22 protein-coding genes are annotated in these 24,260 nt (G+C 65.9%); 3 read left to right on the forward strand and 19 right to left on the reverse strand.

The genetic code is table 11. The features are described from left to right. Positions 1-34 precede the first annotated feature (34 nt). The gene (gene epmB / locus GRB80_RS08130; protein WP_161423205.1) at positions 35-1,171 is read left to right on the forward strand and encodes an EF-P beta-lysylation protein EpmB; all 1,137 of its coding nucleotides are present in this window, start codon (positions 35-37) and stop codon (positions 1,169-1,171) included. Between the two features lie 142 nt (positions 1,172-1,313). Here the strand turns inward: epmB and leuA are convergent, their stop codons facing one another. From leuA to pgi, 7 genes are all read right to left on the reverse strand, one after another. Then, complete coding sequence (gene leuA / locus GRB80_RS08135) at positions 1,314-3,029, reverse strand: 2-isopropylmalate synthase (RefSeq protein ID WP_161423206.1); 1,716 nt, start codon at positions 3,027-3,029, stop codon at positions 1,314-1,316. A gap of 349 nt (positions 3,030-3,378) precedes the next feature. After that, positions 3,379-4,203, reverse strand: a complete 825-nt coding sequence (locus GRB80_RS08140; protein WP_161423207.1) for an ion transporter — start codon at positions 4,201-4,203, stop codon at positions 3,379-3,381. Continuing rightward, on the reverse strand, positions 4,200-5,429 hold the full coding sequence (gene serB / locus GRB80_RS08145; RefSeq protein WP_161423208.1) for a phosphoserine phosphatase SerB: 1,230 nt from the start codon (positions 5,427-5,429) through the stop codon (positions 4,200-4,202). Before serB ends, GRB80_RS08140 begins: the two co-directional genes overlap by 4 nt. Positions 5,430-5,578: 149 nt before the next feature. After that, positions 5,579-7,840, reverse strand: coding sequence for a DNA topoisomerase IV subunit A (gene parC / locus GRB80_RS08150; protein WP_161423209.1), 2,262 nt, complete (start codon positions 7,838-7,840; stop codon positions 5,579-5,581). 251 nt (positions 7,841-8,091) lie between these two features. Then, entirely contained in the window at positions 8,092-9,972 is a 1,881-nt protein-coding gene (gene parE, locus GRB80_RS08155) for a DNA topoisomerase IV subunit B (protein WP_132045294.1), read from the reverse strand. Between the two features lie 15 nt (positions 9,973-9,987). Further along, positions 9,988-10,614, reverse strand: a complete 627-nt coding sequence (locus GRB80_RS08160; protein WP_132045292.1) for a YqiA/YcfP family alpha/beta fold hydrolase — start codon at positions 10,612-10,614, stop codon at positions 9,988-9,990. 28 nt (positions 10,615-10,642) lie between these two features. Beyond that, positions 10,643-12,301, reverse strand: coding sequence for a glucose-6-phosphate isomerase (gene pgi, locus GRB80_RS08165; RefSeq protein WP_161423210.1), 1,659 nt, complete (start codon positions 12,299-12,301; stop codon positions 10,643-10,645). An 84-nt stretch (positions 12,302-12,385) separates the two neighbouring features. Here pgi and cmoA point away from each other — a divergent pair, with 84 nt between their 5' ends. Continuing rightward, the gene (cmoA, locus tag GRB80_RS08170; protein WP_161423211.1) at positions 12,386-13,168 is read left to right on the forward strand and encodes a carboxy-S-adenosyl-L-methionine synthase CmoA; all 783 of its coding nucleotides are present in this window, start codon (positions 12,386-12,388) and stop codon (positions 13,166-13,168) included. 3 nt (positions 13,169-13,171) lie between these two features. Then, positions 13,172-14,164 carry a tRNA 5-methoxyuridine(34)/uridine 5-oxyacetic acid(34) synthase CmoB gene (cmoB, locus tag GRB80_RS08175; protein WP_161423212.1) on the forward strand — a complete coding sequence of 331 codons (993 nt, stop codon included), beginning with the start codon at positions 13,172-13,174 and terminating at the stop codon, positions 14,162-14,164. Here the strand turns inward: cmoB and GRB80_RS08180 are convergent. From GRB80_RS08180 to GRB80_RS08235, 12 genes are all read right to left on the reverse strand, one after another. Further along, positions 14,142-14,876 carry an RNA polymerase sigma factor gene (locus GRB80_RS08180; RefSeq protein WP_132045284.1) on the reverse strand — a complete coding sequence of 245 codons (735 nt, stop codon included), beginning with the start codon at positions 14,874-14,876 and terminating at the stop codon, positions 14,142-14,144. The genes cmoB and GRB80_RS08180 overlap by 23 nt on opposite strands. Then, positions 14,873-15,406, reverse strand: a complete 534-nt coding sequence (locus GRB80_RS08185) for a plastocyanin/azurin family copper-binding protein (RefSeq protein ID WP_202597187.1) — start codon at positions 15,404-15,406, stop codon at positions 14,873-14,875. The genes GRB80_RS08180 and GRB80_RS08185 overlap by 4 nt, the downstream gene beginning before the upstream one ends. Next, positions 15,403-15,837: a hypothetical protein gene (locus tag GRB80_RS08190; RefSeq protein WP_132045282.1), complete on the reverse strand. Its 435-nt coding sequence runs from the start codon at positions 15,835-15,837 to the stop codon at positions 15,403-15,405. The genes GRB80_RS08185 and GRB80_RS08190 overlap by 4 nt, the downstream gene beginning before the upstream one ends. A 120-nt stretch (positions 15,838-15,957) precedes the next feature. Beyond that, entirely contained in the window at positions 15,958-16,632 is a 675-nt protein-coding gene (locus GRB80_RS08195; protein ID WP_161423213.1) for a zinc metallopeptidase, read from the reverse strand. A gap of 71 nt (positions 16,633-16,703) precedes the next feature. Beyond that, positions 16,704-17,834, reverse strand: coding sequence for an App1 family protein (locus GRB80_RS08200; RefSeq protein WP_237561941.1), 1,131 nt, complete (start codon positions 17,832-17,834; stop codon positions 16,704-16,706). A gap of 66 nt (positions 17,835-17,900) precedes the next feature. Beyond that, entirely contained in the window at positions 17,901-19,349 is a 1,449-nt protein-coding gene (gene cysN, locus GRB80_RS08205; RefSeq protein WP_161423214.1) for a sulfate adenylyltransferase subunit CysN, read from the reverse strand. After that, positions 19,349-20,311 (reverse strand): sulfate adenylyltransferase subunit CysD, encoded by a 963-nt coding sequence (cysD, locus tag GRB80_RS08210; protein WP_202597188.1) that lies wholly within the window; start codon positions 20,309-20,311, stop codon positions 19,349-19,351. Before cysD ends, cysN begins: the two co-directional genes overlap by 1 nt. Before the next feature lie 119 nt (positions 20,312-20,430). After that, on the reverse strand, positions 20,431-21,177 hold the full coding sequence (locus GRB80_RS08215) for a metallophosphoesterase (protein ID WP_161423215.1): 747 nt from the start codon (positions 21,175-21,177) through the stop codon (positions 20,431-20,433). A 24-nt stretch (positions 21,178-21,201) separates the two neighbouring features. Then, entirely contained in the window at positions 21,202-21,651 is a 450-nt protein-coding gene (locus GRB80_RS08220) for a DUF1249 domain-containing protein (protein WP_132045274.1), read from the reverse strand. A 1-nt stretch (position 21,652) separates the two neighbouring features. Beyond that, the gene (locus tag GRB80_RS08225) at positions 21,653-22,291 is read right to left on the reverse strand and encodes an NUDIX domain-containing protein (RefSeq protein WP_161423216.1); all 639 of its coding nucleotides are present in this window, start codon (positions 22,289-22,291) and stop codon (positions 21,653-21,655) included. Positions 22,292-22,406: 115 nt separating this feature from the next. Beyond that, positions 22,407-23,054: a tetratricopeptide repeat protein gene (locus GRB80_RS08230; protein WP_161423217.1), complete on the reverse strand. Its 648-nt coding sequence runs from the start codon at positions 23,052-23,054 to the stop codon at positions 22,407-22,409. 142 nt (positions 23,055-23,196) lie between these two features. Then, the gene (locus GRB80_RS08235) at positions 23,197-24,210 is read right to left on the reverse strand and encodes a LacI family DNA-binding transcriptional regulator (protein ID WP_161423218.1); all 1,014 of its coding nucleotides are present in this window, start codon (positions 24,208-24,210) and stop codon (positions 23,197-23,199) included. Positions 24,211-24,260: the final 50 nt, after the last annotated feature.

Below are 24,260 nucleotides of genomic sequence, written 5' to 3' on the forward strand. Positions count from 1 at the left end.
GTCAGCGCCTCGTTCGCATTGACTGGTGTAACGCATGATAACCCGAAGCCCCGCCCCTTTGCAGCGCCACGACGAGGCTGAGGAGCCCGCTATCGCGACTACCGGCACCGCCGCCCTCACCACTACCGCCGACACCACCGCAATTACCCACGTAGATGTCCCCACCGACAGCGAACACACCGCACCACTTTCGCTGCCACCCGCCTGGCAGGCGCAACTGTCTGGCGCCATCCGTGACCCGCGCGAGCTGTGCCGGCGCCTGGGGCTGGATGAACGCTGGCTACCCGGTGCCGAGGCGGGTCATTCGCTCTTCGAGGTGCGCGTACCCGAGGCCTTCCTGGCCCGCATGCGCCCCGGTGACCCCGGCGACCCCCTGCTGCGCCAGGTGCTGCCGCTGGGCGAAGAGACGCAGCCCACTCCCGGCTATGTCGCCGACCCGCTGGAAGAGGCCGCCCACACCCCGGCCAAGGGGCTGATTCACAAGTATCATGGCCGCGTGCTGCTGATCACCAGCCCCGCCTGCGCGGTCAACTGCCGCTACTGCTTCAGGCGCCACTTCCCCTATGCCGAGAACTCCCCCTCCATGGCACAGTGGGACGCCAGCCTCGACACCCTGCGTAACGACCCCTCGATCACCGAGGCGATCCTCTCCGGCGGTGACCCCCTGGCGACCAGTGACCGTCGCCTCGCCTGGTTGAGCGAGCGCCTGGAGGCCATTCCTCACCTCAAGCGCCTGCGCATCCATACCCGCCTGCCGGTGGTCATTCCCGAGCGCATCGACGCCGAACTGCTCGGCTGGCTCGGCGCCACACGCCTGCAGAAAGTGGTAGTGCTGCATATCAACCATGCCAACGAGATCGACGAGTCCGTGATCGCCGCCTGTCGCCGCCTGAGCGATGCCGGCGTGACCCTGCTCAACCAGAGCGTGCTGCTGCGCGGGGTGAATGACACGGTCGAGACACTGGCCGCCCTCTCCGAACGGCTCTTCGAAGCCGGCGTGCTGCCCTACTACCTGCATGTGCTCGACCCGGTGACAGGCGCCGCGCACTTCGACGTGCCAGACGACGAGGCCCGCGAACTGGTCGCGGGCCTCAGGGGCGTGCTGCCGGGCTTTCTGATGCCGCGGCTGGTCAGGGAAATTCCCGGCAAAGCGAGCAAGACACCGCTATAGCACCAAGCTGCAAGCAACAAGGCAAGCGGCGCCGGGGGCAGGCCGAAGCGGGGGTCCTATGCCAGGGAAGGCATCGGTAGCGCCCAGGGATGGGTTCACAGCGCCCCCGCGAAGGCCTGTCGCCGGATCAGCCGCGGCTCAACTACTTTGCCACCGCCAGCGACTCGGCGGTGACGTTCGCCGCGGGCGCCTGGGTGGAGAGCTTGCGGTTGATGGCGCTCATCACCCCCTTGATCGAGGCACTGGTAATGCTCTCGTCGGTACCCACGCCGAAGACCGATTCACCGTCGATGCGCACCTCCACGTACGCGATCGCCTCGGCATCGGAGCCCTGGCCGCGGGAGTGCTCGTGATAGTCGATGATCTCCACATCGTGACCGGCGGCCGCCATGGCCCGGATAAAGGCGGCCAACGGCCCGTTGCCCTGCCCCTGGATGGTGCGGCGCTCTCCGTGCTCCTCGATGGTCGCCTCCAGGGTGACCGTCGGGCTATCGGGCTCCGAGGAGAGACGGTGGCTGACCAGGCCGAAGGGTGAGGTCTGCTCGAGGTACTCATCGCAGAAGGCCAGGTAGATCATCTGGGAGGTGATCTCCTTGCCGGTGCGATCGGCCACCTCCTGCACCACCTGGCTGAACTCGATGGAGAGACGGCGCGGCAGCTCGATGCCGTGCTCCTGCTCCAGCAGATAGGAGACCCCGCCCTTGCCGGACTGGCTGTTGACGCGGATCACCGCCTCGTAGCTGCGGCCGACATCCAGCGGGTCGATGGGCAGGTAGGGAACGTCCCAGGTGGCATCCGGATTGGCGCGACGCTCGGCCATGCCCTTCTTGATGGCATCCTGGTGGGAGCCGGAGAAGGCGGTGAACACCAGGTCGCCCACATAGGGGTGGCGCGGATGGACCGGCAGCTGGTTGCAGTACTCCACCTCCCGCATGATCGGGGTGATATTGGAGAAGTCGAGCCCCGGACGCACCCCCTGGGTGTACATGTTCATCGCCAGGGTCACGAGGTCGACGTTGCCGGTACGCTCGCCATTGCCGAACAGGGTACCCTCCACGCGGTCGGCGCCGGCCATCAGGGTCATCTCGGCGGCGGCCACCCCGGTGCCACGGTCATTATGCGGGTGCACGCTGACGATCAGCGCCTCACGGTTCTTGATATTACGGCAGAACCACTCGATCTGGTCGGCGTAGTTGTTGGGGGTGCCCACCTCTACCGTGGCCGGCAGGTTGACGATCATCGGCTTCTCGGCAGAGGCACCGAAGGTATCCATCACCGCCTCGACGATCTCCTTGGCGAAGTCCATCTCGGTGGTGGTGAACAGCTCCGGGGAGTACTGGAAGGTCCAGTTGGTCTCGGGTGCCTCTTCCATACGCTGCTTGATGCGCGTGGTGGCGTCCACGGCGATCTGGATGCACTGGGGCTTGTCGACCCCGAACACCACGCGCCGGAACATCGGGTCGGTGGCGTTGTAGACGTGAACGATGGCGCTCTTCACCCCCTTGAGCGCTTCGAAGGTGCGATCGATCAGATGGTCGCGGGCCTGGGTGAGCACCTGGATGGTGACATCCTCAGGGATGCGGTTCTCCTCGATCAGCGAACGCACGAAGTCATAGTCGGTCTGGGAGGCCGAGGGGAAGCCCACCTCGATCTCCTTGAAGCCGATCTTCACCAGCAGGTCGAAGAGGCGCTGCTTGCGCTCCTGGTCCATGGGATCAATCAGCGACTGGTTGCCATCACGCAGATCGACGCTGGTCCAGATCGGCGGCTGCTCGATGCGGCGGTTGGGCCACTGGCGATCGGGCAGATCCACGGCGACGAAGGGGCGGTACTTGGCGGCAGGGTTATCGAGCATCATGGCGGCGTTCTCCTCTGGATAGGGGGGCGTCAGGCGTGCTGGCGTTCGGAAACGACAGCGCCCCGATGGCCACAAGGCGATCGGGGCGCTGTACGAAGGATCATGGGGCGACGGGCATCAACCCAGTGGGGAGATGCCGGGGCGACCGGGAAACAGGGGGTATAACAGCATGTGGTGACGGGGGTGATTGACATGGTACGACCTCTTGACGACCGGGGCTCCAGCGGGGGAGCAGTGACTCGGCGATGCAGGCGGCATCGCCAGCGCTCAGGCTAGCGCTAGTAGTCGTAGGTCGAGGTCGTACGTGGTCTGGTTCATGCCCCTAGAGAATCAGTCCTGAGGCGCGTTGTCAACTCCGCCGCTCAAGTAGTCCCTCCATGCGCGAGAGCTGCTCGCGCAATTCGCGCACATCGTCCCGCAGGCCATGGAGCTCGGCGGCCTCCCCCTCCCCGCTCTCGATCTCCATCTGCACGCTCTCCTTCTGCATCACGTCGAGCACGATGCCGATCATCATGTTGAGGAAGATGAAGGCGGTCAGGAAGATAAACGTCAGGTAGTAGAGCCAGCTCCAGGCATACACCTCCTGGGTGGCATACATCACGTCGGTCCAGTCCTCGAAGGTGGCGATACGGAACAGCGTGAGCATGGCGGTGGCGATATTGCGCCACAGGAAGTCGTCCACATCGGCGAACAGGAAGCTCCCGATGGCCGCATAGATGTAGAAGATGATGAACATCAGCAGCGCCACATAACCCATGCGTGGAATCGACTTGACCAGCGCCGCCATCAACATGCGCAACTCGGGGATCATCGACACCAGGCGTAGCACCCGGAAGATGCGCAGCAGGCGAGCCAGCAGCACCATCTCCGAGTCATCCAGCGGGATCAGGCTGGCGGTGACGATCAGGAAGTCGAAGACATTCCAGCCCTGGCGAAAGAAGTCGCGCAGGCGCTTCTCCGCGGCCATGCGAATGAGGATCTCCACCAGGAAGAACACGGTGACCGCCACATCCAGCAGCAGCAGCCACTGTTCGAAACGGCTGGTCTCCTCGTAGGTCTTGGCACCGATCAGCAGTGCCGAAAGGATGATGATCGCGATGACCGCGGTCTCGAACAGCTTGTTGGCACGCAGTCGTTCGAAACGGTCGCGCCAGGTATCGAAGCTCGCACTCACCCGCCCTTCTCCTCCAGATCGCCCTGGCGGTACCCGATCAGGTAGAGCACGGCATCGAGGCCCAGGGTCGAGAGCGAGTGCCTTGCCCGGGCACGCACCAGCGGCTTGGCGCGAAAGGCGATGCCGAGTCCCGCGGCGGCCAGCATCTTGAGGTCGTTGGCGCCATCGCCCACGGCGATGGTCTGCTCCATCGCCAGCCCCTCACGGGTGGCGATATCGCGCAGCAGCTCCGCCTTGCGATCGGCGTCGAGGATCGGCTCACGCACCTCGCCGGTCACCTTGCCGTTTTCGATCACCAGCTCGTTGGCATGGATCTCATCGAAGCCGAGCCGCTGCTGCAGATGACGGGCAAAGTAGGTGAAGCCGCCAGAGAGAATGGCGGTGCGATAGCCCAGACGCTTGAGCTGGGTCATCAGGCGCTCGACGCCATCCATCAGCGGCAGCTCCTCGGCGATCTCGGCCAGCACCGCCTCGTCGAGCCCCTTGAGCTTGGCCATGCGTTCGCGAAAGCTCTGCTGGAAGTCGAGCTCGCCGCGCATGGCACGCTCGGTGACCTCGGCTACCTCGTCGTAGACCCCGTGACGGCGTGCCAGCTCGTCGATCACCTCGGCCTGGATCAGGGTGGAGTCCATGTCGAAGCAGACCAGCCGACGATGGCGACGCCAGATGGAGTCCTCCTGGATGGCGATATCGACCCCATGCATGGCGCCCAGCGCCAGTGCCTTCTCGCGCAGCGCATCGAGGTCGACCTCGTCGCCACGCAGCCAGCACTCCACGCAGGCGCCCTGGATGCTGTCGTGCTCCTGGGGCACGCCGCCATCCAGTGGCTCGCGACCGGAGAGGCGATGGATCAGCTCCACCGTCAGTCCATGCTCGGCAGTCAGCGAGCCGACCTCGGCCAGGATGCCCGCGGGCAGGTGCGGCGCCAGCAGGGTAAGGATCAGCCGAGGTCGGCTGGCCTGGCTGCTCCAGCGCTGGTAATCCTCGGCGCTGACCTGGATCGCCTGAACGTCGAGGCCCAACTCGTCACCCGCTGCCGACAGCGCGGCCTCGAGGTCGCTGTCGCGGTCCAGGCCCACCAGGGCCTCCAGCGACAGCATGCCGAAGGTCACGCTCTGGTTGATATCCAGCAGCCGCCCGCCACTTGCCGCCAGTGCCTTGCCCAGTCCGGCCAGCTGACCCGGCCGTGCCACGCCGGTGGCGCGGATCAAGATTCGTCTTGTCATGGTTGCCTCAGATACTCTCTCGTGTCCGCGGCTGATCCGGCGACAGGCCTTCGAGGAGGCGCTGTGAACCCATCCCTGGGCGCTACCGACGCCATCCCTGGCGTAGGACCTCCTCTACGGCCTATCCCCGGCGCCGCGGCACCGTCTTGTCAGGTGTCGCCCTTCAACACTTCCAACCTATCGACCTTCTGCAACCCACGCGGCAACTTGCTGCCGCGCCGGCCGCGCTCGCCAAGATAATAGGCCAGATCGTTGGCCTTGAGCGTCAGATGGCGCTTGCCGGCATGCACCACCAGGCTGGCATCGGCCGGCAATACCACCAGGTCGCGGACGAACTCCTCGCGACGCGCGGCTCGCGGGCCGGGGATATCGATCATCTTGTTGCCCTTGCCCTTGGCCATTTCGGGAAGTTCACTCAGGGGGAAGAGCAGCAGGCGCCCCTCGTTGGAGACCGCCGCGACCAGCGTCCCCTCTCCCTCGGGTACCGCCACCGGGGGCAGCACATTGCAGCCCTTGGGCACGGTGAGCACCGACTTGCCCGACTTGTTCTTGCCCACCAGCTCCTCGAGACGGGCGACGAAACCGTAGCCGCCATCGGAGGCGAGCAGATAGCGGATCGCCGGTGGCGCCAGCATCACCCCGGCGATATGGGCGCCGGCCACCACATTGACGCGACTGGTCACCGGTTCGCCCTGCCCTCTCGCGCTGGGCAGGTTATGTGCCTGGAGGGTGTAGGCGCGGCCGGTATCGTCAAGCAGCACCAGCGGCTGGTTGGTCTTGCCACGGGCGGCGAGATGGAAGCGGTCGCCGGCCTTGAAGGAGAGCCCCGAGGGGTCGATCTCGTGGCCCTTGGCACTGCGAATCCAGCCCTTCTCGGAGAGCACCACGGTCACCGGGTCGGCCCCCACCAGCTCGACCTCGGAGAGCGCTCGAGCCTCTTCGCGCTCGACGATAGGCGAGCGGCGCTCGTCACCGTGGGCCTCGGCGGCGGCACGCAATTCCTCTTCGATCAGGTCGGTCAGCTTGGCCTCGTTGCCCAGCAGCTCCTGCAGATGGGCACGCTCGGCCTCGAGCTCCGACTGCTCACCGCGGATCTTCATCTCCTCGAGCTTGGCCAGGTGGCGCAGGCGCAGCTCCAGGATCGCCTCGGCCTGACGATCGCTGAGGCCAAAGGCCTCCATCAGGGCGGGCTTTGGCTCATCCTCCTCGCGGATGATGCGGATCACCTCGTCGATATTGAGGTAGGCGATCAGCAGGCCTTCGAGCAGGTGCAGGCGGTCCTCGACCTTGCCCAGGCGGTGCTCCAGGCGCCGGCGCACTGTGGAGCGCCGGAAGCGCAGCCATTCGCCGAGCATGTCGGGTAGCGGCATCACCCGTGGCCGGCCGTCCAGGCCGATCACGTTCATATTGATGCGGATGTTCTTCTCGAGGTCGGTAGTGGCGAACAGGTGCGCCATCAGCGACTCGATATCGACACGATTGGAGCGCGGCTCGATCACCAGCCGGGTCGGCTCCTCGTGGGTCGACTCGTCACGCAGGTCGGCCACCATGGGCAGCTTCTTGGCCTGCATCTGGGCGGCGATCTGCTCGAGTACCTTGGCGCCACTGACCTGATAGGGCAGCGCGGTGATCACCACGCTCCCCTCCTCCCGCACATAGCGAGCGCGCAGTTTCACCGAGCCGCGGCCGTTCTCGTAGACCTTGCGCAGGTCGGCACGCGAGGTGATGATCTCCGCCGCGGTGGGGAAGTCCGGCGCCGGCAGGTGCTGGACCAGATCCGTGGTGGTCGCCTCGGGATGACGCAGCAGGTGACAGGTGGCCTCGACCACCTCGTTCACATTGTGCGGGGGAATATCCGTCGCCATGCCGACGGCGATGCCGGTACCGCCATTGAGCAGCACATGAGGCAGCCGCGCCGGCAACACCACGGGTTCGTTCATGGTGCCGTCGAAGTTGGGGGTCCAGTCCACGGTGCCCTGACCCAGCTCGGCGAGCAGCACCTCGGCGAACTTCGACAGCCGCGCCTCGGTATAGCGCATGGCCGCGAACGACTTGGGGTCATCGGGGCTGCCCCAGTTGCCCTGGCCATCCACCAGCGGGTAGCGATAGCTGAACGGCTGGGCCATCAGCACCATCGCCTCGTAGCAGGCGCTGTCGCCGTGAGGGTGGAACTTGCCCAGCACATCGCCGACGGTACGCGCCGACTTCTTGTACTTGGCGCTGGCGTTGAGGGCCAGCTCGCGCATGGCGTAGATGATGCGGCGCTGCACCGGCTTCATGCCGTCGCCTATATGCGGCAGCGCCCGGTCGAGAATGACGTACATCGAGTAGTCGAGATACGCCTTCTCGGTATATTCGCGCAGTGAAAGGCGCTCGACGTCGCCCTCCGCCACCTGGATATCCATGGTCATAGCACGTTGACCTTATTCGCGATCGTGGAATCGTTTGGGGATCGTCCCACTGAAAACTCATCGGAGTCCGCGGCTTACAATCGCGGCTTACCCGGTGACAGCCCTAGGCGGAGGCGCTGTGAACCCATCCCTGGGCGCTACCGATGCCATCCCTGGCATAGGACCTCCGCCGCGGGCTGCCACCGGCGCCGCTCACCTCGGCATTTCTTCCAGCTTCAAGCTTATGGCTTACAGCTCCCGGCGAAGCCGGGTCAGACCTCGATATCCGCCAGGTTGCCGTAGTCCTCGAGCCAGCTCTTGCGGTCGGCGGCCCGCTTCTTGGCCAGCAGCATGTCCATCATCTCCATGGTGCCGTCGTCGGCCTCGCGGGTGAGCTGGACCAGACGGCGTGTCTCGGTGGCCATGGTGGTCTCACGCAGCTGCAGCGGGCTCATCTCGCCCAGGCCCTTGAAGCGCTGGACGTTCACGGTGCCGCGCTTGCCCTCCAACTTGCGCAGGATCGCCGCCTTCTCACTCTCGTCCAGGGCGTAGAAGACCTCCTTGCCCAGGTCGATGCGGTAGAGCGGCGGCATGGCCACAAACACGTGACCGGCGTCGACCAGTGCCGGGAAGTGACGCACGAACAGCGCACACAGCAGGGTCGCGATATGCAGCCCGTCGGAGTCGGCGTCGGCAAGAATGCAGATCTTGTTGTAGCGCAGCTTGGAGAGGTTGTCGCTGCCGGGGTCCATGCCCACGGCCACGGCGATATCGTGGACCTCCTGGGAGCCGTAGATCTCGTGGGACTCCACCTCCCAGGTGTTGAGTATCTTGCCGCGCAGCGGCAGGATCGCCTGGGTCTCGCGGTCGCGCGCCTGCTTGGCGCTGCCGCCGGCGGAGTCCCCCTCCACCAGAAACAGCTCGCTGGCGGCCGGGTCCTGACCGGAGCAGTCGGCCAGCTTGCCGGGCAGCGCCGGCCCCGAGGTGACCTTCTTGCGCGCCACCTTCTTCGAGCTCTTCTGGCGGCGCTGGGCGGCGCTGATCACAAGCTCCGCCAGGGCCTCGGCCTGGTCGACATGCTGGTTGAGCCACAGCGAGAAGGCGTCCTTGACCACGCCGGAAACGAAGCCCGCCACGGTGCGCGAGGAGAGCCTCTCCTTGGTCTGACCGGCGAACTGCGGGTCGAGCATCTTCACCGAGAGCACATAGCTGACCCGCTCCCAGAGGTCCTCGGCGCTGAGCTTCACCCCCCGCGGCAGCAGGCTTCGGTATTCGCAGAACTCCCGCAGCGCCTCGAGCAGGCCGGCGCGCAGCCCGTTGACGTGGGTGCCGCCCTGGGGCGTGGGGATCAGGTTGACGTAGCTCTCCAGCAACGGCTCGCCCCCTTCGGGAAGCCACTGGATCGCCCAGTCCACGCCCTGCTCGTCATCGGCAAAGTGGCCGATAAAGGGCGAGTCGGGCAGCACCTCGTAACCATCGGTCGCCTGGGCCAGGTAGTCGCGCAGGCCATCCGCGTACTGCCACTCGCTCTCGGTGCCATCGGGCTCCACCAGGGTCACCTTGAGCCCCGGGCAGAGCACCGCCTTGGCACGCAGCAGGTGCTTGAGCCGCCCGATGGCCAGGCGAGGGCTATCGAAGTAGCTGGTCTCGGGCCAGAAACGCAGCACCGTGCCGGTATTGCGCTTGCCCACGCTGCCGATCACCGCAAGCCCGGAGACCGGCTCGCCGTGTTCGAAGGCGATGGCGTGACGGCTGCCATCGCGCAACACCTCCACCTCCAGGCGCCGGGAGAGGGCGTTGACCACCGACACCCCGACCCCATGCAGGCCGCCGGAGAACTGGTAGCTGGCGTTGGAGAACTTGCCCCCGGCATGCAGCCGGGTCAGGATCAACTCCACCCCGGAGACACCGTGCTCGGGGTGAATATCGATGGGCATGCCGCGGCCGTCATCGGAGACCTCGATGCCACCATCCTCGAACAGGCGCACGGCGACGCGGCTGGCGTGGCCGGCCAGCGCCTCATCGACGCTGTTGTCGACCACCTCCTGGATCAGGTGATTGGGGCGGCTGGTATCGGTGTACATGCCCGGGCGCTTGCGCACCGGCTCCAGGCCGGAAAGCACCTCGATCGAGCTGGCACTGTATTGCGTCATGAGTCGTCCGGTTCCTTAGTGTTGGCTGGCCTGCCACTTGGGCGGCAGGGCATGACCGCCATGCGCCAGCACCGCCGGCAGGTGTCGTGCGAGTACCATGAAGGCATGATCGGCTCCGGGGTGCAGCAGCATGCTTGCGCCACGATAGAGCGCGCAGGCATGGGCCGGATCGAGCACCTCATCGGCGGTTCCCAGCAGCAGCAGATAGCGCTCGGGGCTAACCGCCTCAGGCGTCAGCGCCGCCAGCTCGACCAGGTGTCGCTCGCCGATCGTGAACCGCTCGCCGGTATGGTCGTTGACGAACCGCTCGCCCACCCACTCCGCCACCAGATCCGCCGGGCGCACCGCCGGGTTGATCAGCACCCCGGCAAGCGCGAAACGCTCGGCCAGGCAGGTCGCCAGAAAGCCCCCCATGGAGCTTCCCGCCACCATTGGGCGCTCGCCCAGCTCGGACAGATGCGACTCCGCCAGTGCCAGCGCCTCACTCGGCTGGTGTGGCAGCTGGGGCGTGATGCAGGGCACTCCCACGGCCTCGCAGGCGCGGCGCATCAACACGCCCTTGGGCGAGGCGGCCCCGCTGTTGAAGCCGTGAAGATAGAGCACCCCGGTCGCAGGCGCTGGCTGCCTCGAGCCACTCAGCATACCGCAACACCTGTATAGGTAGCCAGCCTCATAAGGACTCCTCTGCTGCCCAGGCCGCCTCGATCAGGGCTCGCGTGGAGGCATCCATGGTCGCGAGCCCCTGGTGGCTCTCGAGGATGCGCTGGGTCTCACCGGCGATCTTCTTGCCCAGCTCGACCCCCCACTGGTCGAAGGGGTTGATACCCCAGATCGTGGCCTGAACGAACACCTTGTGCTCATACAGGGCGATCAGTGCCCCCAGGGTAGAAGGTGTCAGCTCATCGAGCAGCAGGGTGCTGGAGGGCTGGTTGCCGCGGTAGCGCTTGTGGCCGGGACGCGGGCCGTCGTCGTCGATGGCGTCATCCCCCAGCATCAGCACCCGGGACTGGGCAAAGCAGTTGGCCAGGGTCAGGCGGTGCTGCCCCTTGAGGTGGGCCCGGGTCGCGGCATCCTCGACCCTATCGTAGCGCCGTAGCGGCGCGATGAAATCGCACTCCACCGCCTGGGTGCCCTGGTGAAGCAACTGATAGAAGGCGTGCTGGGCGTTGGGGCCGAGCTGGCCCCACAGCACCGGGCAGGTGGCATAGCCGACCTCGCGCCCTTCATGGGTCACCGACTTGCCGTTGGACTCCATCTCCAGCTGCTCGAGATAGGCGGCGAAGTACTCCAGGCGTCCATCGTAGGGCAGGATGGAGTGGGCGCGAATATCCAGGAAGTTGACGTTCCAGATCCCCGCCAGGGCCAGCAGCACCGGCAGGTTGTCCGCCATCGGGGTCTCGCGGAAGTGGCGGTCCATGGCGTGGGCGCCGGTCAGCAATGCCCGGAAGTGCGACATGCCGGTCACCAGGGCGATGGGCAGGCCGATGGCACCCCAGAGCGAATAGCGCCCCCCTACCCACTCCCAGAACTCCAGCTGGTGTGCCGGGGCGATGCCCCACTCGTTCATCTTCTCGGTGCTGGCCGAGACGCCGATAAAGTGCTGGCGCATGATCAGCGCGGTATCGACGCCATCGCCTCCCGCCAGGCGGGCCATCAGCCAGTCTCGCGCGGTGTTGGCATTGGAGAGCGTGTCGATGGTGGTGAAGGACTTCGACGACAGCACGAACAGCGTGGTCTCGGGGTTCAGGCGCAGCAGGTAGTCGGCCAGCTGGGAGCCATCCATGGTCGAGGCGAAGTGCACCTCGATGGTGTGCACGTCATCGGGGCGATAGTCGGTCAGGGCATGGGTCACCATCAGCGGGCCGAGGTCCGAGCCACCGACCCCCAGATTGACCACATCCCGGATCGGCTTGCCGGTAGCGCCTCGCCACTGACCGGCATGAAACAGCGCCACCATCTCCGTCATGCGTTCCAGGGTGCGGTGGACCGCGGGCACCAGGTCCTCCCCCTCCACCACCAGCGACGCCTCGGCGGGCAGCCGCAGCGCCGTGTGCAGGGCCGGGCGATCCTCGCTGACGTTGACTCGCTCGCCGGCGAGCAGGCGTTCGATCGCCCCGGGTACCCCGGCCTGCTCGGCCAGGGCCAGCAGGTGCGTCAGGGTCTCGGCGGACCAGCGCTGCTTGGAGAGGTCCAGGGTGAGGCCCGCGGCGTGGCGGGTAAAGCAGGCCTGACGATCCGGCTCCGCGGCAAACAGCTCACGCAGGTGGCGTTGGCTCAATTCAGCGGCATGCGCCTCGAGCTCACGCCAGGCGGCGCTCTCGTTGATCATCCTTTCTCCTCCTTGAAAGCGACGGGTGCGAGGGCGAGGCGGCACGCGTAGAATGGCGCTCGTTTCCGTCTATCTGGCCCGATCATGAGTGACGCATCTTACCGTGACGCGATCTTTTCGACACCCCTCGACCGGGTGGCCCGCTTCTCATTCGACGAGCGAGTCGTCGCCTGCTTTCCCGACATGATTCGCCGCTCGGTGCCGGGCTACGGACAGATACTCGGCATGCTGGGGCTGATCGCTCAGCGCCACCTGCGCCACGGCGCCCGGGTCTATGACCTGGGCTGCTCGCTGGGTGCCGGCGGCCTGGCCCTGGCCGGCCAACTCGCCCCGGACGCCTTTCGCTACACGGGGGTCGACCTCTCGCCGGCCATGGTCTCCCGCGCCCGGGAGACGCTGGCCGCCGAGTGCCCCGACCACGCCATGGAGGTGATCGAGGGCGATATCCGTCAGCTGGAGTATCAGCCGGCGGGCATGATCGTGCTCAACTTCACATTGCAGTTCCTGCCTCCGAAGGACCGCGAGGCCGTGGTGGCACGTCTGTTTGCCGCCCTGGAGCCCGGCGGTGTGCTGGTGCTTTCGGAGAAGATCCGCGCCGAGGACGAGCAGGAGAACGCCTGGCTGGTAGAGCGCTACCACGATTTCAAGCGCGCCAACGGCTATAGCGATCTGGAGATCAGCCAGAAGCGCACGGCGCTGGAGAACGTGCTGGTGCCCGACACCCTGGCCGAGCACCATGCGCGTCTCGACCAGGCCGGCTTCTCGCGTACCCACACCTGGTTCCAGCTGCTCAACTTTGCCTCCCTGATCGCCTTTAAACATGAGGCTTCCAGGGGGGGCGCCACGCCGACGCCAGACGAGGTCTGAACCATGCCGATCGCCGCCGAACACCGCGAGCTCTATCAGGCCTTTATCGACCAGGGGCTCGACATTTGGCTTGCGCGCCTGCCCGACCAGCTCGCCCGCGGCCTCGACCGCAAGCGCTTCGGTGACCTGCCCGCCTGGGAAAAGGCGGTGGCCAAGCTGCCAGCGCTGCCCGACGAGCGCCATGTACAGCTGAATGCCGATACGGTCAGCGTCGACCTCGCGCTCGATGAGAGTCGCCGTCGCCAGTGCGAGAACCTGCTAAGAAAACTCGCCCCCTGGCGCAAGGGGCCCTTCTCACTGGGCGGGATTCATATCGATACCGAGTGGCGCTCCGACTGGAAGTGGCAGCGCGTCGCTCCACACCTGGCGCCGCTCGCCGGCCGGCGTATCCTCGATGTGGGCGGCGGCAGCGGCTACCACGGCTGGCGAATGGCCGGCGCCGGGGCCGAATTCGTGCTGGTGATCGACCCCTCGCCGCGTTTCTTCTGGCAGTTCCGGGCGGTACGCCACTTCGTCGGCGATGCCGATGGCCTGCGCACCCACTTCCTGCCGGTGGGCATCGAGGAGGTGCCCGAGAATCTCGGCTTCTTCGATACGGTGTTCTCCATGGGCGTGCTCTACCACCGCCCCTCCCCGCTGGAGCATCTGCAGCAGCTCAAGGAGGCGCTCCGACCCGGCGGCGAGCTGGTGCTGGAGACGCTGGTGGTCGAGGGGGATGCCACCACGGTGCTGCTCCCCGGCGAGCGCTACGCCGCCATGCCCAATGTCTACTTCCTGCCCTCTTCCGCCGCCCTCTGCCACTGGCTCGAGCGCTGTGGTTTCGAGAACGTGCGCGTGGTGGACGAGGCGGTGACCACCACCGCCGAGCAGCGCGCCACCGACTGGATGACCTTCCAGTCGCTGGCGGACTTTCTCGACCCCGACGATCCGAACCTCACCCGAGAGGGCTACCCGGCACCGCGCCGTGCGGTGGTCATCGCCAACCGGGCGGGTTGATCTGCCCCGCCGCCACAAGCCGCTCGACGACACGCCCCGCCATGCCGGCACAGCGCGCGCCATCGAAGGGAAAGACCTCGCCGAAGCCTCCCTTCATCTTCGCCTCCAGGCGGGCACGCAGCTTGCGACGCGCCCGAAACAGCCGCGTCTTGATGGTCGCGGGATTGATGCCCAGGTCCCGGGCGATGGCGAAGACCCCCATGCCCTCGACCTCGTGCATCAAGAAAGGCAGCCGGAACTCCGGCGCCAGCTCGTCGAGGGCTTCCTCCAGCAGGGCTCGAAACTCCCGGCGACCGAGCCCCGCCTCGAGGGCCTCGGGGCCGATACCGGGAAAGACCACCACGGTGTCATCGGTATCGCCTTCATCCACGGTGTCGTACTCCTCCAGCGGACGCCGACGACGCCACTGCATCCTGGCCTGGTTGATCACGATGCGGGTCAGCCAGGTGGAGAAGCGCGCCGTGCCACGGAAGGTATCGAGCCGCGTGAAGGCCGCCACGTAGGCCTCCTGCACCGCCTCCTCCGCGGCGGCATCGCTGTCCAGCAGGCCACGCGCGACACGAAACAGCCGCGGATTGAAGCGTCGCACCAACTCGCGCACCGCCGCCTCGTCGCCATGCCGTGCCCGGGCAACCAGTTCGCTCTCTGCCTCACCGGCTAGCGCCGGCACCAACCGCTCGGGCGACTCAAGACCGCGCAGACGATATGTCATGCAGCCTCCTCCGGCATCACCTGGCCGTGGGCAAGAATCTGCTCCACCGACGGCAGCGCCGCCAGTGCGGTGGCGGCGGCGTGAACCGTCTCGACGACCGCCCCCTGCCACCCCGGCGTCTCCGGGGTGCCCACCACGATGCGACCCACCATGCCCGCCCGCTCATGGGGCAGGCAGTAGTAGTCATAGACCCCCGGGGCATCCAGCACCACCTCGAAGGTGTCACCGGGCAGCAGAAACCCGCTGTGAAACGGGACGGCCGCATCGGGAATCCGTTGGGTTCGCTCGAAGTTCGCCGGATGATAGCTCGTGGCCGTATGGCTGTTGCCGGGGTCTCGATTGACGAAGCACACGCGCGTCGATGGCGCCACCGCGACTCCCAGTGGCGCAAACCACACCCGCTCGCCGCGCGCCGTGCCGAGCATGGCGATCTCGACCTCATGCTCCGGCTCGGCGATGGCCAGGGGCAGCGCGGCCAGAGCGGCGATGCCGCCGCTCATGACCAGGAACCGGCGTCGAGTCAGGCTCATGGGGTCAGCCTCGCCTTCGCCTCGCTGTCGTGGAACAGCACGACATGGGCATGGGGCTCATCCACGCCGGGATGGCCGGCGTTATAGTAGATATCCACCGAGTCGACAGGGTGCAGGCCCACCGCCATATCATTGAAGGCCGCTCCCTCCTCCAGTGCGGCCAGCGGCGTCATGTAGACGGTGGCCGACAGCTGCCCCTCGCGATCATAGGCCAGGAACGGGCCGGCCGGCAGGGTATCGGGGTCGACGAAGAGCGTACCGAGCCCGGGGATAAACTCCGGCAGCGGCAGCGCATCACTCACCTTTACATAGGGTGATGCCGGCGGCGCCTGCCGCAGCGCTTCCTCGTCATGGGCCATGGCCTGTGACGAGATACCGCCCAGCAGCCCGGCCACTCCCAGTCCGATTGTCAGCGTCTTGATGCTATTCATGGTGACTCCCCTCCAGCGGGTTGATGATGCGCGCCAGCGGCGCATCTACCCGTTGGTTGTAGCAGCCACACGCTGGGTTCCCGCCTTCGCACGCCATGCGTTCCGCAGGCGTCCAGGCCTTCAGCGCCTGAGGATCACCAGCCAGCGCCCCAGGTTGAGAATGCTCGACAGCGACGCCGCCACATAGGTGAAGGCGCAGGCGGTCAGCACATGGCGGGCACCGGCCATGTCGCCGGGCGGGATGTACTCCTTGAGCAGCGGCAAGGCACGCTGGAAGCTGGCATCGAACTCCACCGGCAGGGTCACCAGATGTACCAGCGCGGCGGTGCCGAAGCTGATCACCGCCGCCGCCACCACGATGGCAAGCCCGCCGGGCAGGCGGGTCAGCACGAACAGGAAGGGAGCGGCCATCATCAACAGGGCGCCGAGCTTCTCGGCCTTCTGGGCCACCGCCACCAGCCGCGAGCGCGCCAGCAGCGGGGCATAGCCTTGGTGATGCTGGATGGCATGCCCCACCTCGTGGGCCGCCACCGTGACGGCGGTGAGGGAGCGCCCCCGGTACACCGCGGGGGAGAGCCGCACGCAGCGCGCTTCGGGGTCGTAGTGATCGCCCCGCTCGGTCGCCTCCACTCGAACGTCCTCGATGCCGAGGCGGCGCAGCAGATGCTCGGCCAGCTCCGCGCCGCTGCCGGGGTAGTCATCACGCCCCCGTGCATGTCGCTTGAGCACCCACTGGGCCCAGGCATTGGGCAGCAGGAAGATAGCCAACAGCAGAACGATCACCAAGACGATCATCACGGGCACCCGAGCAAACTGGCGATAGGGACCTTGAGGGTATCAGGAGACGCGACTCGCCAGGAGGCTGATCACGCCGGGTCGTTTTTACAATCGGCGATATCCCGACGCACGGCCTCCACGCCATGGGAGGAGATATAGCCATTGGCATACGCATGCTCCGCCATCAGGTTGCTGTCGGGGGCCAGCACCAACTCACATGATGTATGGCGAATCTGGTCGCGAAGCCGCTGAATGGCGCGTTCACGATCCGGTTTGTCGTCCACCCGCCGAATATAGATCGCCTTGATGCGATCGGGGTTCGCCTCGACGATCTGGGTATAGATCTCGGGGTCATGCTGGCCACTGTCACCAATCAGGATGCAGGGCATCTCGTCGAACAGGGCCAGCATGCGCGCGATCAGGTCGCGCTTGTGATCCTCGGCACGCCGTGGCCAGGGGTGGCGAAGGGAGATGCCCCACTCGCGCATGAACAGGATGGGTCCCACGGGAATATGGTTGAGCTGAAAGAAGGTCTCCAGGACCTCGTAGATCGCCCAGGGGCCGCGGGATACATAGATGATCGGGCGCTGGGCATGCCCCTCTGCGCCACGATGCAGTGCCTGGTAGAGCGAGGCGGCACCGGAAAAGGCGGTGCGGCGATGGGGCTTTTCGACGAACAGCCGATACAGCATGCGCAGCTTGTCGGCGACGCCCGTGTACATGACCGTGTCATCGATATCGCTGATCACCATCAGATCCGTTTCGGGCAGCGCCACGAAGACATCGACGCTCGCCTGAACGGGAGGCTCGCTGCCGGCCGTGACCACGAGATCCGCCCGGTGCCAGGCGACCCCCTCGGGCAACGGATAGGCGATGGCCAGCTGGGCATCGAAGTAGCCATCCCTATCCGTGGTGACGGCGACGCTATTGTCGCCGAGACGTATCTCCACGCGGGCGTCGGCGTACCCGCGACGAGCGATCCGTCGCACGACATCGGCGGTGTCACGCAGCATGCCGCGGCGCGGGATCATCCGCCCGAGTCGCGCCTGGCGGAACACCCGGCCCATCAGAAAGACCCGCGTGCGGGAGCCGTATCCTCGATATGGCTGGACCATCATGCCGCCACGACCATGATCGTGCTTCATGGGGCTGGCGACGGTACGCACCAACCGCTTGATGAAGTCCAGAACGGGGCGAACGGTCGCGATAGGGGATTTCATGCTGCGCAGCCTCTCCTTGTGCCATCCCGACTAGCCGCGCCGCCTACTCTCCTCTGGTCCCTCGGCTTATGGCTCTCGGCGGAGCAGCTCGCGCAGGTCTCTGGCCTCCCAGTGGGGGAAGTAGCGGCGCACCAGGGCGTTGAGTTCGAGCTCGAAACCGGCCCAGTCGATATCACCGGGAGCGGCACCCTCGCTTGCGTGGATGCGGCGTACCATCCCGGCCCCCACGGTGACATTGGTCAGACGGTCGATGACGATAAAGCTGCCGGTACCGGGGCTAAACGCATACTCATCCACCGGCACCTCTCCCGTCAATGTCACCCGGCAGCGGGCGATGGCGTTGAGCTCGAGGCGCTCGGCGGGGTGACGCTCCAGGGTATTGACGTCCACCTGATGATCGATGGCACTCACCTGCCCCGCCACCGAACGGCCGGCCAGACGAATATCGACCTGGCGGCCAGGCTCGAGGGGCTGCTCATGCATCCATACGATATCCGCCTCGAAGACATTCGTGAGCGCCACCTCGGCATACTCGGCGACGATCCAGTCACCCCGGGAGATATCCAGCTCATCGGCGAGGGTCACGGTGATCGCCTGGCCGGGGAAGGCCTCCTCGAGATCGCCGTCCCAGGTCACGATGCGCTCGACCGTTGAACTCACCCCCGAGGGCAGCACCTTGATCGCCTGGCCGGGGCGCAGCAGACCGGCCTCCAGGGTGCCGGCATAGCCGCGAAAATCGAGATTGGGGCGGTTGACGATCTGCACCGGCAGGCGCAGGTCGGAGAGATTGCGATCGCGGCTGACCTCTACCGTCTCGAGCAGCTCCAGCAGCGTCGGCCCCGGCTCTCCCTCCACCCTGTACCAGGGCATGGCGGCGCTGGGATTGACCACATTATCGCCCTTGAGCGCCGAAATCGGCACGAAGCGGATATCCGGGGCATTGAGCTTCTCGGCGATCGTCTGATACTCGGCGACGATCTCCTCGAAGCGCTCACGGGAGTAATCCACCAGGTCGAGCTTGTTGACCGCCACCACCAGGTGCTGGATGCCCAACAGGTCGGCGATGAAGCTGTGCCGCCGGGTCTGGGTCTGCACCCCGTGACGCGCATCTACCAGGATGATCGCCAGGCTCGCATTGGAGGCCCCGGTGGCCATGTTGCGCGTGTACTGCTCGTGCCCGGGGGTGTCGGCGATGATGAACTTGCGACGATCCGTGGAGAAGAAGCGGTAGGCCACATCGATGGTGATGCCCTGCTCGCGCTCCGACTGCAGGCCATCGACCAGCAGCGCCAGATCCACCTCCTCGCCGGTGGTACCGCTCTTCTTTGAGGCCTGGGTAATCGCCGCCAGCTGGTCGTCGAAGATCATCTTGGAGTCATGCAGCAGCCGACCGATCAGGGTCGACTTGCCGTCGTCGACGCTGCCGCAGGTGATGAAGCGCAGCAGGTCCTTGTTCTCATGCTCATTCAGATACTGCTCGATATTGTCGGCGATCAGGGTCGATTGGTGTGACATCAGAAATAGCCCTCGCGCTTCTTCTTCTCCATTGAGCCCGCCTGGTCGTGGTCGATGGCGCGGCCGCTGCGTTCGCTGGTGCGGGTCAGCAGCATCTCCTGGATGATCTCGGGCAGTGTCGCCGCCTTCGACTCCACCGCCCCGGTAAGCGGATAGCAGCCCAGGGTGCGAAAGCGCACCCACTTCTCCTCGGGGACCTCACCCTCTGCCAGCGGCAGACGCTCGTCATCGACCATGATCTGCATGCCGTCACGCTCCACGACCGGGCGTGGCGCGGCGAAGTAGAGCGGCACGATGGGGATGCTCTCCAGGTAGATGTATTGCCAGATATCCAGCTCGGTCCAGTTCGAGAGCGGGAAGGCACGGATCGACTCGCCCTTGTTGACCCGGGCGTTGTAGAGGTTCCACAGCTCGGGGCGCTGATTCTTGGGGTCCCAGCGGTGGAAGCGGTCGCGGAAGGAGAACACCCGCTCCTTGGCGCGGCTCGCCTCCTCGTCCCGGCGTGCGCCACCGAAGGCGGCATCGAAGCCGTAGTGGTCCAGGGCCTGCTTGAGGGCCTGGGTCTTCATCACATCGGTATAGCCGCTGGAGCCGTGATCGAAGGGATTGATGCCGGCGGCACGCCCCTCCTCATTGGTGTGCACCAGCAGCTGCATGCCCGCCTGCTCGGCCATGCGATCGCGGAAGGCGATCATCTCGCGGAACTTCCAGGTGGTGTCGACATGCAGCAGCGGAAAGGGCGGCGGCCCGGGATAGAAGGCCTTGCGGGCCAGATGCAGCATCACCGCCGAATCCTTGCCGATGGAGTAGAGCATCACCGGGTTGGCGAACTCGGCCACCACCTCGCGGATGATATGGATCGACTCCGCCTCGAGCTGCTTGAGGTGGGTGAGCCGCCGTGGGTCGGGCACGGCAGTCGCCGCGGGCGCCTCCGTGCGCTTGGGGGCATGAAGCAGGGTCATGGCCGGTTACCTCGCATGACATGGCAAAAAGGACAGGGACGCTGTCGATTGTCGATGTCTAGCAGGGTAACGCCGGGCCAATAATAACCCAAAAGAATCAATAACTATCTTTTTATAACTTATATCGAGATATCGACCCGTTCGACCCGCGTCGTCAACCCCTCCTCTTCCAGATCGATGACGCGATACCCGGGGCGCGCGATCGGGTCGACGGCAAAGTGCTCGCTGCCCGGCAGAAAGGGGTCGATGGTGGAGGGGCAGCCGTAGACCATGACCTCGCCCTCCTCCAGCGCATGGCGCCCGACGAAGGCCTGGTGGATATGACCACAAAGAATCGCCTGGACATGCGAATGGGGAGCCAGGGTCTGCCAGAATGCCTCCCTGCGCCGCAGGCCGATGGCATCCAGCCAGGCGGACCCGACCAACAGGGGCGGGTGATGCATGGCGATCAGTACCGGCCGCGATCTCTCCGCGACGAGGCGACGATCCAGCGCCTGCAGGGCCGCCGCATCGAGTTCGCCGTGGGGCTGGCCGGGTAGATGGGTGTCGAGCAGCAGGAGTCGCCACTGGCCGAGGGTCAGCTCGTCGTTCAATGGCCGAGTCTCGGCCATGGGGGCGAGCACATCGTGATTGCCGGGCAGCCACTCCCAGGGCGCATCGAGGGTGTCCAGCGTGCGTCGTGCCAGCGCATAGGAGGCGGCGCTGTCATCGTTGCTGATGTCACCGGTGACCAGCACCAGGTCGGAGCGCTCATGGTTGACGGCCGCCACCACCGCCTCCAGCTGGCGCAGCGGCACCCCGCGCCGGCCGCGGGCCTCTGGGTCGGCGCATAGATGGCAGTCGCTGATCTGGACCAGGCGAGGCATGGCAGGCTCCGGGGTGTCAGCCGCTTAGCGCAGCGCTGGAACGTCGAGGGAGTGGCCGTGGGCAAGACCGTGCTCGAGCCACTCGCCGAGGAAGCGGTTGAGCTGCAGCTTCTCGTCCGGCTGGTGCATCTGGGCATTGGGATAGCGATAGCGGCCGTGGAAGTGGCGCTGGCGCTGGAAGTCGGTGACCTCGGCCATGCGCGCATCATGATAGAGATGCACACGCATGCGAGGCGTCTCGAGGTAGTCGTCGAGGATGCCGCGCTGGGTGACCCGCACGATGCTGGTATAGGGCGCGCGCTCCTGCAGCTTGAGACACAGTTGTCCCACACGATGGCCGTGGCTCACCAGCTCCACCTCACGGCTCTCACCGGGCGCAAGCTCACCCATCAGGCGCAGCAGCCGCAGGTAGTTGGCGCTGCACTCGCCCTGCAGGCTCTTCAGATCTGTCACATAGGCGCTTCTCGTCGGCACGCTACCTCCTCGCTCGCAATGAGGCCCGTTCACCGGCCAGCCAGTGGAAGGCGATCAGGCACATGGCATTGTCGAGTCGTCCAGACTGCAGGAGTTCCCAGGCCCGCGCAAACGACAGCACATGCACGCGAATATCCTCGTGCTCCTCGTCCAGGCCGTGCACCCCGCCGAGGCCGCGGCTATCGACCAGGCCACAGAGCAGGGTAACCCGTTCGTTGCAGGCGCCGGGGCTGGGATAGTAGGTGTGCAGCTCGATCAGCTCACCCACCTCGCACCCCGCCTCCTCCTGGCATTCACGGCGCGCGACATCGGCAACGCTCTCGCCCCGCTCCACCAGGCCCGCGACGACCTCGAGCTTCCAGGGCGACTCGGGATCATCGATGGCACCGGCACGGAACTGCTCCACCAGCACCACGGCATCGCGCTCGGGGTCGTAGAGCAGCACTCCCACGGCGTCGTGGCGCTGGTGCACCTCACGCACCATGGGCTTGCTCCAGCCACCCTGGAACAGGCGGTGGCGCAGATGCAGGGCTTCCAGACGGAAGAAGCCCTGATGGAGGCAACGACGCTCGACAAGCTCCACATCGGTACGGGTGAAGGGTGCGGCAGCCAGATCCGGGATCTCGCGCGGGTCACGCATGGCGCTCTCCGGTCACAGGAAAGGCCCCATTATCGTGATCGACACCGGGGATGCCAACCTTGAACGCGATACCTGGCCAACGACTGCCACAGCCAATTGCGATAGCCCTGAGTCCTCAGAGACTGGCCAACAACTCGCGGGCCTCGTCGCGCAGCGCCTCGTCGGAGGCCGTGCGAGACGGCCGAGCCTGCCCTTCCACGGCGCGCCGGGCATGCTCGCGGGCCTCGTCCAGGCGCCCTTCTTCCTTGAGGAAGGCGGCATAGTAGAAGTTGACGTCGATACCGTCGGGACGAATGGCCAGGGCCTGCTGGAACATGCGCTCGGCGGTCTCGCTGTCGCCGAAGCCTACCAGGCCACCCGGCACGCGATCGTAGAGCGCGCCCAGGGTGACGTAGGCGGAGCCATTGTGTCCCTGGGGGTCGAGCTCGACCGCCCGCTCCAGGGCAGCGCGTGCGCTCTTGGCACTGGAGAGCGCCCCAAGGCCGCTACGCTCCCGAGCCCAGGAGGCCTCGATGATGCCCTGCCACACCAGCGGCACCGCCGCATCCGGGTGCTCCTCCACCAGCCGCTCGGCCTGGCCGGCCAGAGCCTTCAGGCCATCGGCACGCTCCCCTTCGGGCTGTTCGGTCACCACCCGCTCCCAGTGGTTCTTCATGCCCTCCACCCGCGCCTCCCAGGCGTGGGCGGCTGCCACAGGAAGCACCGCCAGGCTCAGGCTAACGCCCAGCCCCATGGCGCTTGTCAGCAGTCGACGTCGTATCATCTCGGCTCTCCTTCGGGTGTTGGTATTGTGATCCCACCCCGAATGTAACGAACGTTTGAATGATTCGCCAGTCGCTCTCCCCACCTGCTCCTGTGATCACCGCAGAAGGTGCCGACGGGTTACCAGGACTGCTCTCAGGCACCTACTCGGGGCGCCAAGCACAGGGGGCGGTACTGTCACGTACCACCAGCCGATGAGGCAGAGTCTCATGCCGTACCGGCGTGGCCGGGTACTCCAATAGATCAATCAACATGTCCGCTGCGCGGCGGCCGAAGGTGTCAGCGGGCTGAGCAATGGTGGTCAGCGGTGGCTCGCTGAAGGAGGCAAAGGCAATATCATCAAACCCAGCAATGGAAATATCGTCGGGGACCAATAACCCAGCCTCCCGAATACGGCGAATAGCACCGATCGCCATCTCATCGTTTTCGCAAAAGATCGCCGTGGGCAAGACCGGTGCCGCCAGCAACTCTCCCGCCGCTCGATAACCGGAAGCCAAGGTGAAGTCACCGCCGTACAGCATGCTGGCATCGAAGCGAATGCCCGCGGCTTCCAGCGCATCACGATAGCCAGCCACTCGCTCACGGGTTAACGGGCTGCGGCGCGGCCCCTGGATCATGGTGATATGCCGATGCCCCAACGAGATCAGATGCTCGGTAAGCTCCCTGGCCGCGGCCCGGTTATCGAGCTGAATCGTGGAGCAGGGTGCTTCGTCGAGCACCTCGCAGGCATTGACCATGGGTAGCGCCTGTCCCGGCGTCACGGCGTCGCCAGGAAACGGATTGAAAGCACGAAGCTGAATGACTCCATCGGCCTGGCGGGCTGCCACCATGCCGGCATACTGAGTCTCGACCTCCTCCCGCCCCTGCGTATTGCACAGCAGTACGCCATAGCCGCGCTGTTGGGCCGCCTGCTCGATGCCGCTGATCACCCGGGCGAAGAAGGTGTTGGCCACGGTAGGTACCAAGACCGCCAGGTTATGAGTACGCCGCGAGCGGAACTGCACCGCCATCCGGTTGGGCCGATAGCCCGCTGCCTCGACGGCCTTCAGCACCTTGTCCCGAGTCGCCGGCGAGACGATATCGGGCGATTTCAGAGTGCGCGAAACGGTGGCAACTGAGACCCCCGCCAACTCAGCAACCTTACGTATATTTGACATGCGTCCTTATCCCGACTTGTGGCGGCACATAAGACCAATCAGCAGACGAT

This window comes from Halomonas icarae (assembly GCF_009901955.1).
GTDB lineage: Bacteria > Pseudomonadota > Gammaproteobacteria > Pseudomonadales > Halomonadaceae > Halomonas > Halomonas icarae.